The organism is Microbacterium sp. NPDC006705 (genome assembly GCF_044903545.1).
Classification (GTDB): Bacteria; Actinomycetota; Actinomycetes; order Actinomycetales; family Microbacteriaceae; genus Microbacterium; species Microbacterium plantarum.
On record NZ_JBJDQQ010000002.1, the window covers coordinates 693670 to 711332 of the forward strand.

19 protein-coding genes and 1 rRNA gene are annotated in these 17663 nt (G+C 71.2%); all 20 read right to left on the bottom strand.

The features are described from left to right. Position 1: 1 nt before the first annotated feature. A complete protein-coding gene (der, locus tag ACI2K6_RS13825; protein WP_269268010.1) occupies positions 2 to 1528 on the bottom strand; it encodes a ribosome biogenesis GTPase Der in 1527 nt (508 codons plus the stop codon). Next, the gene (gene cmk, locus ACI2K6_RS13830; RefSeq protein WP_274179012.1) at positions 1528 to 2226 is read right to left on the bottom strand and encodes a (d)CMP kinase; all 699 of its coding nucleotides are present in this window, start codon (positions 2224 to 2226) and stop codon (positions 1528 to 1530) included. The genes der and cmk overlap by 1 nt, the downstream gene beginning before the upstream one ends. After that, on the bottom strand, positions 2219 to 3346 hold the full coding sequence (locus tag ACI2K6_RS13835; RefSeq protein WP_269268012.1) for a prephenate dehydrogenase: 1128 nt from the start codon (positions 3344 to 3346) through the stop codon (positions 2219 to 2221). The genes cmk and ACI2K6_RS13835 overlap by 8 nt, the downstream gene beginning before the upstream one ends. After that, the gene (locus tag ACI2K6_RS13840) at positions 3343 to 4119 is read right to left on the bottom strand and encodes a pseudouridine synthase (protein ID WP_114588643.1); all 777 of its coding nucleotides are present in this window, start codon (positions 4117 to 4119) and stop codon (positions 3343 to 3345) included. Before ACI2K6_RS13840 ends, ACI2K6_RS13835 begins: the two co-directional genes overlap by 4 nt. After that, positions 4116 to 4709, bottom strand: a complete 594-nt coding sequence (scpB, locus tag ACI2K6_RS13845; RefSeq protein WP_112617521.1) for an SMC-Scp complex subunit ScpB — start codon at positions 4707 to 4709, stop codon at positions 4116 to 4118. The genes ACI2K6_RS13840 and scpB overlap by 4 nt, the downstream gene beginning before the upstream one ends. Further along, a complete protein-coding gene (locus tag ACI2K6_RS13850) occupies positions 4699 to 5547 on the bottom strand; it encodes a ScpA family protein (protein WP_269268015.1) in 849 nt (282 codons plus the stop codon). Before ACI2K6_RS13850 ends, scpB begins: the two co-directional genes overlap by 11 nt. Continuing rightward, positions 5531 to 6415 carry a ParA family protein gene (locus tag ACI2K6_RS13855; RefSeq protein WP_404568840.1) on the bottom strand — a complete coding sequence of 295 codons (885 nt, stop codon included), beginning with the start codon at positions 6413 to 6415 and terminating at the stop codon, positions 5531 to 5533. Before ACI2K6_RS13855 ends, ACI2K6_RS13850 begins: the two co-directional genes overlap by 17 nt. Before the next feature lie 161 nt (positions 6416 to 6576). Then, positions 6577 to 7200 (bottom strand): vitamin K epoxide reductase family protein, encoded by a 624-nt coding sequence (locus ACI2K6_RS13860; RefSeq protein WP_404568841.1) that lies wholly within the window; start codon positions 7198 to 7200, stop codon positions 6577 to 6579. A 92-nt stretch (positions 7201 to 7292) separates the two neighbouring features. Continuing rightward, positions 7293 to 8369, bottom strand: coding sequence for a hypothetical protein (locus tag ACI2K6_RS13865; RefSeq protein WP_404568842.1), 1077 nt, complete (start codon positions 8367 to 8369; stop codon positions 7293 to 7295). Positions 8370 to 8420: 51 nt separating this feature from the next. After that, positions 8421 to 9344 carry a site-specific tyrosine recombinase XerD gene (xerD, locus tag ACI2K6_RS13870; protein ID WP_274179017.1) on the bottom strand — a complete coding sequence of 308 codons (924 nt, stop codon included), beginning with the start codon at positions 9342 to 9344 and terminating at the stop codon, positions 8421 to 8423. A gap of 5 nt (positions 9345 to 9349) precedes the next feature. Then, entirely contained in the window at positions 9350 to 9916 is a 567-nt protein-coding gene (locus tag ACI2K6_RS13875; protein WP_112617526.1) for an NUDIX hydrolase, read from the bottom strand. Next, a complete protein-coding gene (locus ACI2K6_RS13880; protein WP_404568843.1) occupies positions 9909 to 11603 on the bottom strand; it encodes a CTP synthase in 1695 nt (564 codons plus the stop codon). The genes ACI2K6_RS13875 and ACI2K6_RS13880 overlap by 8 nt, the downstream gene beginning before the upstream one ends. A gap of 18 nt (positions 11604 to 11621) precedes the next feature. Beyond that, on the bottom strand, positions 11622 to 13313 hold the full coding sequence (gene recN / locus ACI2K6_RS13885) for a DNA repair protein RecN (protein WP_404568844.1): 1692 nt from the start codon (positions 13311 to 13313) through the stop codon (positions 11622 to 11624). Next, complete coding sequence (locus tag ACI2K6_RS13890; protein WP_404568845.1) at positions 13310 to 14233, bottom strand: NAD kinase; 924 nt, start codon at positions 14231 to 14233, stop codon at positions 13310 to 13312. The genes recN and ACI2K6_RS13890 overlap by 4 nt, the downstream gene beginning before the upstream one ends. Positions 14234 to 14241: 8 nt before the next feature. Continuing rightward, complete coding sequence (locus ACI2K6_RS13895; RefSeq protein WP_404568846.1) at positions 14242 to 15048, bottom strand: TlyA family RNA methyltransferase; 807 nt, start codon at positions 15046 to 15048, stop codon at positions 14242 to 14244. After that, entirely contained in the window at positions 15045 to 15254 is a 210-nt protein-coding gene (locus tag ACI2K6_RS13900) for a hypothetical protein (protein WP_404568847.1), read from the bottom strand. Before ACI2K6_RS13900 ends, ACI2K6_RS13895 begins: the two co-directional genes overlap by 4 nt. A gap of 20 nt (positions 15255 to 15274) precedes the next feature. Further along, complete coding sequence (locus ACI2K6_RS13905) at positions 15275 to 16309, bottom strand: HAD-IIA family hydrolase (protein WP_404568848.1); 1035 nt, start codon at positions 16307 to 16309, stop codon at positions 15275 to 15277. Continuing rightward, on the bottom strand, positions 16309 to 16941 hold the full coding sequence (locus ACI2K6_RS13910; protein WP_269268025.1) for a hypothetical protein: 633 nt from the start codon (positions 16939 to 16941) through the stop codon (positions 16309 to 16311). The genes ACI2K6_RS13905 and ACI2K6_RS13910 overlap by 1 nt, the downstream gene beginning before the upstream one ends. 29 nt (positions 16942 to 16970) lie before the next feature. After that, on the bottom strand, positions 16971 to 17402 hold the full coding sequence (locus ACI2K6_RS13915; RefSeq protein WP_404568849.1) for a hypothetical protein: 432 nt from the start codon (positions 17400 to 17402) through the stop codon (positions 16971 to 16973). Between the two features lie 175 nt (positions 17403 to 17577). Then, a 5S ribosomal RNA gene (gene rrf, locus ACI2K6_RS13920) occupies positions 17578 to 17663 on the bottom strand; the annotation flags it as partial.

Here is a 17663-nt window from a genome sequence, read left to right on the forward strand (position 1 = left end):
GTCAGCGCTGGCGCTTCTCGCGCACCCGCATGTTCGTCACGATCGGCGTGCCCTCGAAGCCGAAGATCTCGCGCAGCCGTCGCTGGATGAACCGGCGGTAGCCCGGGTCGAGGAACCCGGTCGTGAACAGCACGAATGTCGGCGGGCGCGTCGACGCCTGGGTCCCGAACAGGATGCGGGGCTGCTTGCCGCCACGCAGCGGGTGCGGGTGCTCCGCGACGAGTTCGGCGAGGAACGCGTTGAACTTGCCCGTCGGGATGCGCTGATCCCACGACTGCAGCGCGGTCTCGAGAGCGGGAACCAGCTTGTCGAGGTGACGACCGGTCCGGGCCGAGAGGTTGACACGTGGCGCCCACGTGACGTGCGCGAGGTCCTGCTCGATCTCGCGCTCGAGGTAGCGGCGACGGTCGGCGTTGTCCATGTCGGCGTCGTTGAGGCGGTCCCACTTGTTGAACGCGAGCACGAGCGCTCGACCGGACTCGAGCACGAGGTCGATGATGTTGAGGTCCTGCACGCTGATCGACTCGGTCACGTCGAGCACGACGACGGCGACCTCGGCCTTCTCGAGAGCCGCTGACGTGCGCAGCGACGCGTAGAAGTCCGCACCCTGCTGCAGGTGCACCCGTCGACGGATGCCGGCCGTGTCGACGAGTCGCCACAGCTTGCCGCCGAGTTCGACGACCTCGTCGACGGGGTCGCGGGTCGTGCCCGCGAGGTCGTTCACGACGACGCGCTCCTCGCCCGCGGCCTTGTTGAGCAGCGACGACTTGCCGACGTTCGGGCGCCCCAGGATCGCGACGCGACGGGGTCCGCCCAGCTCGTTCTTCGCGACGGCCGAGACCTCGGGGAGCACCTTCATGATCTCGTCGAGAAGATCCGCGACTCCACGCCCGTGGATGGCCGAAACGGGGTGCGGCTCGCCCAGGCCGAGGTTCCACAGCGCCGCAGCCTCGGGCTCCTGGCGCGCGTCATCGATCTTGTTCGCGATGAGGAAGACCGGCTTGTCGCTCTTGCGCAGCAGACGGACGACGGCCTCGTCGGTGGCGGTGGCCCCGACCATCGCGTCGACGACGAACAGCACGACATCCGCGAGGTCGATCGCGACCTCGGCCTGCGCGGCCACCGAACGGTCGATGCCGCGGGCGTCGGGCTCCCACCCGCCGGTGTCGACGAGGGTGAAACGGCGGTCCATCCACTCGGCCTTGTAGCTGACGCGGTCACGCGTGACACCCGGGGTGTCCTCGACGACGGCTTCGCGCCGACCCAGGATGCGGTTGACCAGCGCCGACTTCCCGACGTTCGGACGCCCGACGATGGCGACCACCGGCAGCGCCGGGAGCACCTCGACGACCTCGCCACCCGCGGTCAGGCCTGCGAGCAGGTGAGCATCCTCATCATCGAGCTCGTAGTCGGCGAGGGTCGCCCGCAGCGCGGCGGCCCGCTGGTCGGCGAGCTCCTCGTCGAGGTTGGCGAGCTTCTCCTCGAGCTGGTCGGGACCGCCCTGGTACTCGTCTTCGGTCGTAGCCATCAGTTCTCTCCTGTCGCGGTGCGAACGACGTCGATGACGGCGTCCACGGTCCGATCGAAGTCCAATTCGGTCGAGTCGACCACCACGACGCCGGGCGCCGCGGTGAGGAAGTCGACGACCTTCGAGTCCGACGCGTCACGCCGGTGGAGCGCCTCGGCGACAGCCGCGGCATCCTCCCCTGTGAGCTCGGCGCTGCGGCGCGCGGCGCGCACCTCGGGGCTGGCGGTCAGCAGGATGCGCACGGGCGCATCGGGGAAGACCACGGTGGTGATGTCCCGCCCCTCGACGATGACACCGGCCGATCCGGATGCCGCCACGAGCGCCCGGAACAGGACGTTCACGCGCTCGCGCACTTCGGGCACGCGTGCGACGCCGCTGACGGCCGCCGAGACGCGGGGCTCGCGGATCTCATCGGTGACGAAGACGTCGCCGACGCGGACCCAGTGGTCATCGGGGTCGAGCGAGATCGCGTAGTCGAAACCGTCGAGGGCGCGCACCACGGCGTCCGCGTCGGCGGTGTCGTCATCGCGCTCGAGCACGCGCCACGCCAGCGCACGGTAGGCGGCGCCGGTGTCGAGGAAGCCGTAGCCGAGCACGCGGGCCGCCTGCTTCGACACGCTCGACTTGCCGCTGCCGGCGGGACCGTCGATCGCGACGGTCACCGGGAACGATTCAGGCACCGGAGACGACTCAGGCATGGGGAATACTCGCGATCTTCCAGCCGCGCTTCTCGAGCCCGGCGACGGCTTCATGGACGGCGCTGGGGACGACGCTCAGCTCGGCCAGCCCGAACTGCGCGCCCGGGGAGTGCTCGAGGCGGAGGTCCTCGATGTTCACCCCGAGCTCGCCGAGGTCGCCGAACAGGCGCCCGAGCTGACCCGCGGTGTCGTCGACGCGCACGACGATCTGCTCGAACCGGCGGTTCTGGCCGTGCTTACCGGGCAGGCGCTCGACGCCCTCATTGCCACGACGGATGGTGTCGGCGAGCGCGCGGCGGGCACCGGGGGCCGCCGGGTCGCGCAGCGCGTCGGCCACTGCACGCAGGTCGCCCGCCAGCTCATCGAGCACGGCGACGACGGGGGCCGCGTTCGCGCCGAGGATCTGCACCCACAGTTCGGGAGCGGATGCCGCGATACGCGTCGTGTCGCGCACGCCCTGACCGGTCAAGCGCAGGGATCCCTCGGGAGCCGCGACGAAGCGTCCGGCGAGGAGGCTCGCCACCAGCTGCGGGACGTGCGAGGTGAGGGCGACCGCTTCGTCGTGCTCCTGCGGCGTCATCTCGAGCGGCATCGCGCCGAGGTCGAGCGCGAGCCCTTCGACGACCGCGAGATCGGAGGCGCGCGTCTCATCGTCACGGCATACGACCCACGGGCGACCGATGAAGATGTCCGCGCGCGCCGAGATCGCGCCGCCCCGCTCGCGGCCGGCGAGCGGGTGCGAGCCGATGTAATGGGTGAGGTCGACCCCGCGCTTGCGCAGCTCGAGGTAGGGCTCGAGCTTGACGCTCGCGACATCCGTCACGACGACGCCGGGGTGGGCGCGCAGCTCGCGCTCGATCACATCCGCCGTGACGTCGGGCGGCACCGCGACCACGATGAGGACGGGGCGGTCGTCCGGGGCCGCGAGCCGGCCCGCGCCGTAGTCGACGGCGAGCCGCAGCTGAGCGGGCGAAGCGTCGTCGAGCACGACGTCGACGCCGAGCAGACGCAAGGCGTGACCGATGCTCGAGCCGAGCAGGCCCGCGCCAACGATGCGCACGGTGCCGGCCGTGCGCGCGGCACGGCCGGGGCGCACGGGATCGAGCGAGGAATCGGTCACGGGTTCTCCGGAGAAGTCGGGTGCTCGGGGGCACCGTCGGCGCTGCGCGAGAGCGTCAGCAGCGCACCGCGTTCCACTGTAGTCAACTCCCGGGCGCGTCCCGCCGGGAGGGTTCCCAGGTGAAGCGGCCCGAACTGTCGCCGCACGAGCTCGAGAACCGGATGCCCGACCTCGGCCATCATGCGCCGCACGATGCGATTGCGGCCCGAGTGGAGCGTCAGCTCGACGAGGCTCGTCTCACCCGACGTGTCGAGCAGCCGCGCCTTGTCGGCCGCGATCGGGCCGTCGTCGAGCTCGACGCCTTTCGTCAGCCGTGCGATCGTCTGCGGGGTCACGCGCCCGCGCACCTTCGCGATGTACACCTTCGTCACCCCGAACGAGGGGTGGGCCAGGACGTGGGCGAGCTCGCCGTCGTTCGTGAGCACGAGCAGACCGCTGGTCTCGGCATCCAGGCGGCCGACGTTGTACAGGCGCTCGTCCCAGTCCTTCGTGAACCGGCGCAGGTCGGCGCGGCCCTTCTCGTCCTTCATCGAGCTGACGACACCCGTCGGCTTGTTGAGCATGACGTAGCGCTTCGTCGTGTCGAGCTGCACGGCCGTGCCGTCGACGTCGACCCTGTCGACAGCCGGGTCGATGCGGCTGCCGAGCTCGGTCACGACGACGCCGTTGACCCGGACGCGTCCCTCGACGATCAGCTGCTCGCACACGCGGCGCGACGCCACCCCGGCATTGGCCAGGACCTTCTGCAGGCGTACCCCTTCGGCATCCGTCATCGCGTCGCCTCTCCTTCGAAACCGTCGGCGCCGTCGTCGAGCAACGGCGAAATGGGCGGCAGCTCGTCGAGCGAGTTGATGCCGAGGTTGACCAGCAGCGCGTCGGTCGTGCCGTACAGGATGGCACCGGTCTCGGGGTCGTGGCCGACTTCCGTCACCAGCCCGCGCGAGAGCAGGGTGCGCACGACCGAGTCGACGTTGACGGCGCGGATCGACGCCACCTGACTGCGCGACACCGGCTGCTTGTACGCGATGACCGCGAGGGTCTCGAGGGCTGCCTGCGAGAGCCGCGACGGCGCCTGCGTGTTGACGAACTCGCTCACGAGGGCGTCGTGCTCCGCTCGCACGTACATCCGCCACCCGCCGCCCACTTCGCGCAGCTCGAAGCCGCGACGCGGCCCGCCCGTCTCGCCGTCGTAATCGGCGACGAGCCCGGCGACCGCCTGCCGCACGGCTGCGACGGGCGCCCCGACGGCGGCGGCAAGGGAGACGAGGCTCTGCGGCTCGTCGACGATCAGCAGAACCGCCTCGAGCCGCCGCGCGACGTCCGCGATCGGGTTGGCCACGGTCGGTGTCGGGTCATCGGTCATAGTCGGCTCCCAGGGTGGCGAGGTTCTCCTCGGACCAGCGCTCCGCGGTCCAGCGCAGCGTCAGCTCGCCGAGCGGCTCGAGCTGCTCGAACGACAGCGCCGCGTGACGGTAGAGCTCGAGCACGGCGAGGAAACGGGCCACGACGACGCCGGGCTGCGCGACCCCGGCGACGAGTTCACGGAAGTTCAGGGTACCCGCGCCGCGCAGCAGTGTCACGACGATGGCCGCCTGCTCGCGGATCGACACGAGCGGAGCGTGCAGGTGGTCGAGCCCCACGACGGGGATCTCCTTCGGAGCGAACGCGAGCATCGCCAGTGCCGCGAAGTCGTCGGGGGTCAGCGTCCACACGAGCTCCGGCGCGGCCGCGCGGTACTTCTCGTCGAGGCGAACCGACCGCGTGTGACGACGGTCCTCGGCGACGACCCGCTCGGCGAACCAGCCGGCGACCTGCTTGAACGCGCGGTACTGCAGCAGACGGGCGAACAGCAGGTCGCGCGCTTCGAGCAGCGCCACCGACTCGGCGTCGATGAGCTCGCCCTGCGGCAGGAGCCCGGCGACCTTCATGTCCAGCAGCGTCGCGGCGACGACGAGGAACTCCGAGGCGGCGTCGAGCTCTGCGGGCTCGAGCCCGCGCAGGTAGCCGATGAACTCATCGGTGACCTTGCTGAGCGACACCTCGGTGATGTCGAGCTCGTGCTTGCCGATGAGGTTCAGCAGCAGGTCGAAGGGGCCGTCGAAGTTCGTCAGCGAGACCCGGAAGCCCGGACCGTTCGGATCGCCCGCGTCGGGTTCGGCCGGCCCGGCCGCATCGACGATCCCGTCAGGCGACGGCGCCACGGGCGACGAGCTCCCGCGCGAGACGCAGGTAGGCCTGCGCGGCCTGATGCTCCGGCGCGAAGGTGATGATCGGGACCCCCGCGACCGACGCATCGGGGAACTTCACGGTGCGCCCGATGACCGTCTCGAGTACGTCGTCGCCGAAGGCCTCCACGACGCGTTCGAGCACCTCGCGCGAGTGGAGGGTGCGCGGGTCGTACATCGTGGCGAGGACGCCGTCGAGCTCGATGGACGGGTTCAGCCGGTCGCGCACCTTGTCGATCGTCTCGATCAGCAGCGCGACGCCGCGCAGCGCGAAGAACTCGCACTCGAGCGGGATGAGCACGCCGTGGCTCGCCGTCAGCGCGTTGACCGTGAGCAGCCCGAGCGAGGGCTGGCAGTCGACGAGGATGACGTCGTACTCGGACGAGACCCCGCGCAGCACGCGCGCCAGGATCGTCTCGCGGGCGACCTCGTTGACGAGGTGCACCTCGGCCGCCGAGAGGTCGATGTTCGCGGGGATGACGTCGAGCCCGGGCACAGACGTCTCGACGATGACCTCGTGAGGGTCGCGCTTGGTGTCGAGCAGCAGGTCGTAGATCGTCGGCACGTCGTGCGTCGCGATTCCGAGGCCCGCCGACAGCGCCCCCTGCGGGTCGAAGTCGACGGCGAGCACTCTGCGACCGTACTCGGCGAGCGCGGCGGCGAGGTTGATCGTCGTCGTGGTCTTGCCGACGCCGCCCTTCTGGTTGCAGAGGGCGATGATGCGGGCCGGGCCGTGACCATCGAGCTTCGGCGGGGTCGGGAAACCTCGGTATGGCCGACCGGTGGGTCCGATCGGGGTGTCCTCCGTGGGGGCCTTCCCGGCCTTCCGCGACTTGTCCGTCACCGAGACTCCTGCTTTCCGTAGCGTGCGATCGATTCTCGCACAGGCACCCGGCGTGAGCCGATACGTTCGTCGGACGCGCGGGGCAGAAGTGGCCTGGGCCGACGCCCGAGGCGACACCAGCACCGCCGATCCGACGAACGTATCTCCGCAACGCCTCCGGGTCACAGGCTCCCGAGCACGTCGAGCCGCAGCTGGGCGGCGACGGCGATCAGCAGGTAGTCGACGACCACGACGAGGGGCGTCCACGCCAGCAGCAGCGCGCCGACGCGCTGCGGCGCGCGGCCCCAGACACCCTCGCGCAGCGTCCAGCCGAGAGTCGTCCAGAACAGCGGGATCGTCACGAGCCACACGACCATGCACCACGGGCAGAGCGAGCCGTACTCGAACGCGCTGCGGTAGGCGAAGACATGGACGAGCGCGAACGCCGCCGCGACGAACCCCGCGTACACCCGCCAGTACCAGGGACGCAGCCCGCCCGGCGCCGCGAGCCCGGAGGCTCCCGCGTAGATGGCGCCCGGGAAGAGCACGATCCCGATGATCGAGTTGCTGAACCCGAGCAGGTTCCCGCCGGGGCTCAGCAGGTTGGGGCCGCACGTGACGATCGGGCTGATGTCGCACGAGATGAGGGCTTCGGCACCGGTGAGCTGGCCGACGTACTCGTGGTAGAGCAGGAACGACACGATCCAGCCCGCGACGCCCGCCACGATCCAGACGACGGCGAGCGCGGGGCCGGGACGGATGCCGCGCCTGTTCTCCGAAACGGCGGCGGATGCTGCGGTGGGCATGCTGTCATCCTGCGGCGCCGGTACCGCGCCCGCGGCCGCCCCGTGCCGGGAAAAACCGGGTTCGACCGGATGCCGCGAGCCCCGCCCGAGCTTCAGCGCCAGGTGGCGGTGAGGAGACCTGCGACGACCCCGAAGACGAGGGGCAGCAGGCAGCCGATGGCGACGGGGCGACCGACCGCGGGCCGGGTGAACAGGAGCGCTCGCGTCTCGGCCCGTTCCGCGTCGGTGCTGCGCAGCGCGCCGCCCGGCGACGGCTCCGGGTGAGCGGTCGCGGCATCCTCCATACGCGCGGCGATCGCGAGCAGGTCCTCGGTCCAGCGCCAGAACGGGGCGGTCCAGCGCGCCAGCGCGCCACGGGAGAGGAAGTACACGTGTCGGCCGACGGTCTCGACGTCGACGTCGGGCGCGACCGCCGCCAGGCCGGAGCGCACGGACGGCGTGAGCATCCGGCGAACACGGTCGCCGTCGGCGGGCGCGCACCAGACGCCGAAGTGCTCGTCGAACCCGCCACCGATCTCGATCCGCTCCTGCCCGAGGGGCGGACGCCAGGAGGGCGCGCCCGGCGCGTGCACCGCGACCAGGCTCGCCCGCGGCAGCTCGGCGGCGAGGCCTACGCGGAGATACGTCAGCGAGTGCGGCATCCGATAGCGGCCGATCCAGGTGTCGAACGCGTAGTCCGCCGACCGGAACGGGCGCGGCTCGCTCCCCGTCACGACAGCGGACGCCATCCGGCGCTTGCCGAGGCCGAAGACGGTCGCACTCTCCTGCGGGTCGTCCTCGCGGTGGCGCAGACCGAGCCGGTTCGCGGTCGCGAACCCTTCCAGACGGTACAACGCGGCGTCGGCCTCCTGCCGGGCGCGACGCATCCCGCCGAAGCGACTCACCGCGAGTGGCAGCACCATCACCGCCGCGATCACGATGTTCGACCACGACAGGCCCGAGCCGCCTGCCATCGATTGGATGAAGAGGACGAAGAGCAACGCGAGCACGCCCACCCCGAGCACCAGCACCGCCGAGACGAACACCGCTCGCACGGCGACCAGCCATGAGGCGCGCCGGCCCGCTTCGCCACGGAGCCCCTCTTCGCCAGGCTCGGGGAGCGGGGTCGTGAGCGCCTCGGTGCCGAACGGGGTGGCGCCGGCGTCGTCCCGGGGTGCGCCGCTGCTCATGCCCCTATCCTGCCGTGCCGGGGCTGCGACGCCGTCCGCTTGTACCCCGTCTCAGCGCGCGCGAGGATGCGACGTGGCGTAGATCTCCCGCAACGCGTCGACCGTGACATGCGTGTAGATCTGGGTGGTGGCGACCGACGCGTGCCCGAGCAGCTCCTGCACGACGCGGACGTCGGCCCCGCCCTGCAGCAGGTGCGTCGCGAACGAATGCCGCAGGGTGTGCGGCGACACATGCGCCGTCAGTTCCGCGCGCTCGGCCGCCTGCTGGATGATCAGCCACGCGCTCTGCCGCGACAGCGGAGCACCGCGTACCCCGAGGAAGAGTCGGGGCGTCGCGCGTCCGCGCCGGGAGAGCTCCGGCCGGCCCCGCGCCAGATAGGCCTCGACGGCAGCGCGCGCGTACGAGCCGACCGGGACGATCCGCTCCTTCGCGCCCTTGCCGCGAACGCGCAGCACGTCGCCGAGGGCGAGGTCGTCGACATCCAGCTGCACGATCTCGGACACGCGCGCGCCCGTCGCATAGAGCAGCTCGAGCAGCGCTCGATCCCGCAGCGCGGCGATGTCGGTCGCGGCGACATCGCCCGGAGCGGGACCCGCCGCGTCGAGCAGACTCTCGACCTGGTCGATCGTCAGAGCTTTCGGCAGGCGCCGCGGCGTCTTGGGCGGGCGCAGCCGCTGCGTTGGATCGGCATCGACGATGCCTTCACGGGCGAGGAAGCGGTGCCACCCGCGCAGCGACGACTGCAGCCGCGCCAGCGACGTGGCCGCCGGCGGCGGGTCGGCGGATGCCGCCTCCTCGGCGAACCGGGTCACGACCTCAGCCGTGATCTCGGACGTGTCACCGATCCCCTGCTCGGCGAGCCACGCGGTGTACGCGTCGAGATCGCGCCGGTAGGCCGCGACCGTGTGCGCCGACAGCCCGCGCTCGACCGAGATGTGGCGCAGGTACGCCGCGACGGCGCGGTCGAGCCGCACGTCCGTCAGCCCCGGCGCAGCCGTTCGGCTGCCGCCAGCACGCCCGTCGCCAGGATGCCGTTGCGGAACCGTCCCGCGAGCACGCCGTCGACGACCTCCGTGAGCGGTACGCGCTCGACGCGCATGTCGGCTTCCTCGTCCTCGCGCTCGTACGCGCTCGGCGCCGGGCTGAGGCCGCGCGCGAGGAAGACGTGGATGACCTCGTCGTTGCCCCCGGGCGTCGTGAAGATGCTGACGAGCGGCTCGAGCGACGCCGCCACCAGGTCGACCTCTTCGGCGAGTTCCCGCCGCGCGGTCTCGATCGGGGGCTCGCCGGCGACGTCGAGCAGCCCCGCGGGGATCTCCCAGTCGCGATGACGGATCGGATGCCGGTACTGCTGGATCAGCACGACGCGCTCTTCGTCGTCGATCGCGACGACCGCGGCCGCACCGGGGTGGTCCACGAACTGGCGGGTGATCTCGCCGTCACCGAAACGCACCGTCTCGCTCCGCACGTCCCAGACGTGCCCCGAGTACACCAGCTCGCTCGAGATGACCTCGGGCTCGACGGGCTCGTCGCGCAGCTCAGGCATCCTCGACCTCGAACAGCTCGCTCGCGCGGTGCCGGTCGAGGGCGGCGGCGACCAGCCCACGGAACAGCGGGTTCGCCTCGGTCGGACGCGACCGGAGCTCGGGGTGGGCCTGCGTCGCGATGTAGTACGGGTGCACGTCGCGCGGCAGCTCGACGTACTCGACGAGGTTGCGGTCGGGTGACAGGCCCGAGAAGACCAGGCCGGCCTCGGCGATCTGGTCGCGGTACCGGTTGTTCACCTCGTAGCGGTGGCGGTGGCGCTCGGAGGCCTTCGTCGCCTCGTACACCTCGGCCGCGAGCGAGCCCTCGGCGAGGTCGGCCTCGTACAGGCCCAGGCGCATCGTGCCGCCGAGGTCGCCGCCGGCGATGATGTCGACCTGCTCGGCCATCGTCGCGATGACGGGGAACTCGGTCTCCGGGTCGAACTCGCTCGACGACGCACCGGCGAGGCCCGCCATGTTGCGGGCGTACTCGATCACCATGCACTGCAGCCCCAGGCAGATGCCGAGGGTCGGGATGCCCTGCTCGCGCGCGAACTTCAGCGCGCCGAGCTTGCCCTCGATGCCGCGGATGCCGAAGCCGCCGGGCACGACGATGCCGTCGACGCTCGCGAGCGCCTTCTCGGCACCCTCGGGGGTCTCGCACAGATCGGAGGGGATCCAGGTGACGTTGACCTTGGTCTCCTGCGCGAAGCCGCCGGCCTTCAGCGCCTCGGTGACCGAGAGATAGGCGTCGGGAAGATCGATGTACTTGCCGACGAGACCGATCGTGACCTCGTGCTTGGGGTTGTGGACGGCGTCGAGCACCTTGCTCCACCGCGTCCAGTCGACGTCGTCGGCCTTCTCGGCCAGCCCGAGCCGGCGCGTGATGTACGCGTCGAGACCCTGATCGTTCAGGGTCGAGGGGATGTCGTAGATGCTCGGCAGGTCGACGGTGTTCACGACGCCCTCGACGTCGACATCGCACATGAGCGCGATCTTGTTGCGGTTGCTCTCGCTGACCGGACGGTCGCTGCGCAGCACGAGGGCGTCGGGCTGGATGCCGACCTGGCGGAGGGCCGCGACGGAGTGCTGCGTCGGCTTCGTCTTCTGCTCGCCCGAGGCGCCCATGAACGGCACGAGCGAGACGTGCACGAAGAACACGTTGTCGCGGCCGAGCTCATGGCGCAGCTGACGGGCCGCTTCGAGGAACGGCTGCGACTCGATGTCGCCGACGGTGCCGCCGACCTCGGTGATGATGACGTCGGGGCGGGGCTCCTCGGTCGCCTGCAGCCGCATCCGGCGCTTGATCTCGTCGGTGATGTGCGGGATGACCTGGACGGTGTCGCCGAGGTACTCGCCGCGGCGCTCCTTGGCGATGACCTGCGAATAGATCTGACCGGTCGTGACGTTCGCCGCCTGGCTCAGCTCGATGTCGAGGAACCGCTCGTAGTGTCCGATGTCGAGATCGGTCTCGGCGCCGTCATCGGTCACGAAGACCTCACCGTGCTGGAACGGGTTCATCGTGCCCGGGTCGACGTTCAGATACGGGTCGAGCTTCTGCATCACGACGCGAAGACCGCGTGCGGTGAGAAGGTTGCCGAGACTCGCGGCGGTCAGTCCCTTACCGAGAGAAGAGACCACACCACCGGTCACGAAGATCTGCTTGGTGGTGTTCTGGGAAGAGGCCGCGCGATGAGTGTCCGTCACGGGCTTCTATTCTATCAGTCAGGAACGCGAGAGGTTCAGCAGTTCTCGGGCATGCTCGATCGCGGCCCCCGAATCCGGCAGGCCCGACAGCAGACGCGCCATCTCGGCCTCGCGGTCGCCGCCCTCCAGCCGCCGGACACTCGACGCGGTCACCGAGCCGTCGTTCGACTTCACGACGGTCAGGTGGTTCGTCGCGAAAGCGGCGACCTGGGCGAGGTGGGTCACGACGATCACCTGGCTCGTCTCGGCGAGCCGGGCGAGCCGGCGCCCGACCTCGATCGCCGCGGCGCCGCCGATTCCGGCATCCACTTCGTCGAACACGAACGTCGGCACGGGGTCGGTTCCCGCGATCACGACCTCGATCGCGAGCATGACCCGGCTGAGCTCACCGCCCGAGGCGCCCTTGGCGACCGGCCGGGGCTCGGCGCCGGGGTGAGGCGCGAGCAGGATCGTGACGTCGTCGCGCCCCGAGACCGACGGCGTGCCGGGCTCGACCGTGACGACCAGGCGCGCGTCGGGCAGGGCGAGTTCGCGGAGCTCCGCCGTGACCGCGGCACCGAGTCGCTCCGCGGCGGCAGTACGGGCCGCGGTCAGCTCGGCGGCGGCGGCATCCAGCGCCTCGGCGAGCTCGTCGCGCTGAGCGCGCAGGCGCTCGATGCGGTCGCCGTCGTTGTCGAGCTCCATGAGCCGTGCGGACCCGCTCTCGAGCAGCGCGAGTGCTTCGTCGAGGGTGCCGTGCACGCGCAGCAGACCGCCGAGCGCGGCGCGCCGCTCCTCGACGGCCGCGAGCTCCTGCGGCCCGCTCTCATCGAGATCGGCGAGGTACGCGCTCAGGCCTGTCACGAGGTCGGCGGCGCGGTAGCCGAGGTCGGCCAGCGGCTCGACGAAAGCGGCGAGGGCCGTGTCGCTCGACGCCGAGCGCTCGATCGCGCGCCGGGCCTCGGCGAGCAGAGACACCGCGTCGGGCAGCTCGTCGTCGTTCGAGAGCGCGTCGTGCGCCGTCGCAGCGGCGGCACGCAGCTCTTCGACGTTGGCGAGCTTCTCGGCCCGCTCGGCGAGCGCCGCGTCCTCCCCCGGCTGCGGGGCGACGGCCTCGATGTCGGCGATGCGCGCGCGCAGGTCGTCGGCCTCGCGGCGGCGCGCGTCGCGATCGGCGTCGAGCTGCGTCAGTTCTGCGTCGACGGCACGCCAGGCGTCGAACGCCGCGCGGTAGCGGTCGCGCGCCGTGGTGATCTCGGGGCCGCCGAAGCGGTCAAGTGCGTCGCGCTGGGCGGTGGCCGACTTCAGCCGCAGCTGGTCGGACTGCCCATGGACGACGATGAGCTGTTCGGCGAGCTCGGCGAGTACGGCCGCCGGCGCGGGACGCCCGCCCACGCTGGCGCGACTACGACCTTCGCTCGACAGCACGCGTCCCAGATACAGCTCGGAGCGGCCTCCGCCGATCGGCTCGACGTCTCCCCCGGCTTCGCGGACGCGTTCGGCGACGGGTCCGCCCTCGTCGATGATCCAGACGCCGTCGACCGATGCCTGCGGCGCGCCCGCACGCACGGCGCCCGAGTCGGCCCGCTGGCCGAGCAGCAGCCCGAGTCCGGTGACGACCATCGTCTTGCCCGCGCCCGTCTCGCCCGTGATCGCGGTGAACCCGGGACCCATCGGCAGCGTCGCCTCGGCGATGACACCGAGGCCGCGCAGGCGCATCTCTTCGATCACGAGGCGCCCTCCCGCTGCTCGAGACTGGGACCACGCCACCCGACCACCGGCAACCGGAACTTCCGGACGAGCCGGTCGGTGAAGGCGGCCGGATGCAGCCGGGCCAGGCGAACCGGGGTCTTCGAACGGCGCACGACGACGCGGGCTCCGGGAGGCAGCTCCTGCGAGCGGCGTCCGTCGGCCCAGAGGATGCCGGTGCCGTTCGTACCCGCGCCGACCTCGATCGCGACGGATGCCTCCGGGCTGATCACGAGCGGGCGTGCGAACAGCGCGTGCGCGGAGAGCGGCACCACCGCGACCGCCTCGACGTCCGGCCAGATCACGGGACCGCCGGCGGAGAAGTTGTACGCCGTCGACCCGGTCGGAGTCGCGATCACCACTCCGTCGCAGCCGAAGGCCGAGAGCGGACGCCGGTCGACCTCGAGGACGACCTCGAGCATCCGTTCGCGGCTGGCCTTCTCGACGGTCGCCTCGTTCAGCGCCCACGTCTCGTAGACGACGTCGCCGGAGCCGTCCTTGACGCGAACCGAGAGCGCCATGCGCTCCTCCACGTCGTAGTCGCGGTCGATGACCCGCCGGACGGCATCGTCCATGTCGTCGGCCTCGATCTCGGCGAGGAACCCGACGTGGCCCATGTTGATCCCCAGGACGGGAGCGGTGCCGCCCCGGACGAGGTCGACGGCGCGCAGGATCGTGCCGTCGCCGCCCAGGACGATCGCCAGTTCGAGCTCGGCGACGCTCACGTCGAGGTCGAGCGTGAGGACACCGGGAAGCTCGCCCAGCGCCTCGACGAGCTCGGCGCGGTCGTCGGCCGCCAGCACGGGACGCGCCCCCGCGTCGGACAGAGCGTTCAGGACGCGTTGCGCCGCGGCGACGGTGTCGGGGCGGCGCGCGTGGGCGACGACGAGGATGTTGCGCATCGCGTCGATCATCGGGCTCCCGCCAGTTCGTCCACCGTGTGTATCCATTGTGTCGGATTGCCCGCCTCACCAGCGCGGATGCACAGGTGGACGACGTACTCCTGATTGCCGTGGGTGCCGACCAGCGGCGAGGCGATCACCCCGTGGGTGGCGAGTCCGGCGTCCCACGCCGACCACAGCACACCCATCACGGCATCCGCCCGCAGCGCCGGATCGGTGACCAGCCCGCCCTTGACGGCGGTCCGCCCGACCTCGAACTGCGGCTTCACGAGCAGGACGACATCCGTTCCCGGTGAGCAGACCGAGACGACGGCGGGCAGGACGTGCTCGAGGGAGATGAAGGAGAGGTCGCCGGTGATGACCTGCGGCTCGAACGGGGCGCCGACGAGCCCGGCGAGCGTCTCGGGCGAGAGGTCGCGGACGTTGAAGCCCTCGACCGCGATGACGTCGTCGTCCGCGGCGATGCTCGGCGCGAGCTGACCGTGACCGACGTCGACGGCGACGACCGGCCGAGCGCCGCGCTCGCGGAGCACCTGGGTGAAGCCGCCGGTCGAGGCGCCCATGTCGATTGCGCTCCGGGAGGCGACGGCTATATCGAACGCATCGAGTCCGGCGATCAGCTTGTGGGCGGCCCGGCTGACGTAGTGGTCGGCGCCGGCGACGACGAGGGTCGCGGTGTCGGCCACCGGATGTGACGCCTTCACGACGGTGCGCCCGTCGACGGAGACGAGTCCCTCAGCGATCAGTGTTGCGGCGTGGCTGCGTGAGCGCGCCAGACCCCGGGCGGCGACGGCCGCATCGAGTCGGGTGCTCACGCGGCGCCGGTCGGACCGGAGTCGAGGCGGCGCGCGAGCTCGTCGTGCAGCGCCGCGTACGACGCGGCACGCTCGCTCAGGGGCTGGTCTTCGATGACGTCGAGCGAAGACAGCAGGTCGTCGCACCATTGCTCGGCGATGCTCGGCGTCGCGCTGTCCGCGGCGGTGGGCTCGTGCTCGCCCGGGTCGGCACCATCCATCGACATGGCTCCCACGATACGCGGGGTCAGGGACGGTGGAAGGGATCCGCGTAGAGAGCCTCGGGAACCCGGAATCCGTAGATCGCGCGACCCGTCGCCCAGATCGCGGCCGCGCCCGCCCGGACCAGATCGATCGGCCGGTCGCCTGCCGAGACGATGACGATGTCGGCGCCGTCGATGCGCACCGACGCGTTGCCGACGGTCGTCACGTCGCCCTTCGTCCTGACCTCGGGGTAGGGCTCGTGGAGCTCGCGCAGGTCGCTCACGATGTACGTCGGGCGCGAGTTGGCGGGCGCCGCCAGCACGTGCTTGGGCCGATCGATACCCGTCAGCACCAGCACCGACCGGATGCCGGCCGCCTGGGCCCCGGCGATGTCGGTGTCGAGTCGGTCACCGATGAAGAGCGGCTGGGAGGCGCCGAAACGCGCGACGGCCTCATCGAAGATGGGTCGCTCGGGCTTGCCGGCGACGGTCGCGAGACGTCCGACCGCCGTGTGCACGGCGGACACCAGTGTGCCGTTCCCCGGCGCGATCCCCCGCGCCTGCGGAATGGTCCAGTCGGTGTTCGTGGCGATCCAGGGGATGCCGCCCTCGTCTTCCTGAGTCGCCAGCGCATAGGCGGCTTCGGCGAGCTGCGCCCAGCCGACCTCGGGTGCGAATCCCTGCACGACGGCGGCCGGATCGTCGTCGGCCGATCGGGTGGGGACGTAGCCCGCCTTCACGAGTTCGTGGACCAGTCCATCGCCGCCCACGACGAGGATCGTCGCCCCGGCGGGAACACGTTCGCGAAGGAGGCGCATCGCTGCCTGCGGGCTCGTGATGACGTCCTCGGGGCGCGTCGCCCTCAGGCCGAGTTCCCGCAGATGGTCGGCGACCACCGAGTCGCGCCGGGACGCGTTGTTGGTGATGTACCCGAGCCGGCGGGTCTCCCCCGCGCGGTTGAGGCTCTCGATCGCGTGCGGCAGGGCGCCGGGACCGGCATAGACGACACCGTCGAGATCGGCCAGGACGGCATCCACACCGTCGAGCGGTGTCGACGGTGCCCGGGAGAACAGGCCCATCAGCCGCGCTCCTCGGTCTTGCCTTCCGCCGGCGCCTCGCTTTCGAGCGCGGCGTCCTCGTCGATGTCGTCGACCACGATCAGTTCACGGTCCGCATCAGTCGCGCCGAGGGCTTCCTCGGCGACGAGGGCGCGCCGCTGCCAGAGCGCGGCCTCCTCGGAGCGACCGAGGTCCTCGAGCACGGCAGCCCGGGCGGCGAACAGGGCGGGGCTCCACGAGAACGCACGGTCGGGGTCGAGCTCGGGGATGTCGAGCTCTTGCAGCGCGCGCTCGGTCTCACCGAGGTCGAGCCGTGCCCCCGACATCGCGATCGCGAGCTCGACGCGAACCTCGATCGGAAGCGTCGACCGGTCGACCGCTCGACCGACCTCGAGCGCCCGGTCGGGGCGACCGACACCGCGCTCACTGTCGACCATCATCGCGATCTGGTCGTCACTGCCGGAGATCCGTCGGTACGTGCGGAGCTCCCGCAGGGCGAGGGCGTAGTCCCCCGTCGCATAGGCGGTGATGGCGACGGTCTCGCGCACGACCCCGACGCGTCCGGCGCGACGTGAAGCCGCGAGCGCGTGCTCGTGCGCGAGCGCGGGGTCGTCGTCGATCAGCTGGGCGACCATGGCGAGGTGGCGGGCCACCTGCTCCGCGTTCTCTTTGCTCAGAGTCTTCAGTTCGTTGCGCGCAGCGCCCGGCAGATCGCGAGCCGTGACGGTCTCGGGGATCTCGGGGCCGCGCGGGACGTCGCGACGCTCGGACCCCTGCGGCGGACGCGATGAACGTGCCCCGTCGCGGTCGTCGCGCCGCGGGCGCGCGTCACCATCACGGCGCGGGTACGACGGACGATCGCCGTCGCGGCGCGGGCGGGAGTCACCATCGCGACGCGGACGCGAATCACCGTCACGACGCGGACGCGAGTCACCATCACGACGGGGGCGCGAATCACCGTCACGACGGGGACGCGAATCACCGTCACGACGGGGACGACCATCCCCCGCCCCATCGCGACGCGGGTACGACGGACGGTCACCATCACGACGGGGGCGGGAATCGCCGTCGCGGCGCGGGCGGGAATCGCCGTCCCGGCGCGGGCGCTCGTCATTGGAACGCGGCGGACGAGCATCGCCGTCGCGACGCGGACGCCGTGCGCCGGAATCCGCAGCAGAGTAACGGGGCTTGCGCTCCGATCGCGGGCGGTCTTCTTCAGTCACGACGTTCCTTTCGTCCCGGAAACGAGAAAAGGCCACCCAACATTGGGTGGCCATTTCACGAAAGAAGTCCGGCGGTGTCCTACTCTCCCACAGGGTCCCCCCTGCAGTACCATCGGCGCTGTGAGGCTTAGCTTCCGGGTTCGGAATGTAAC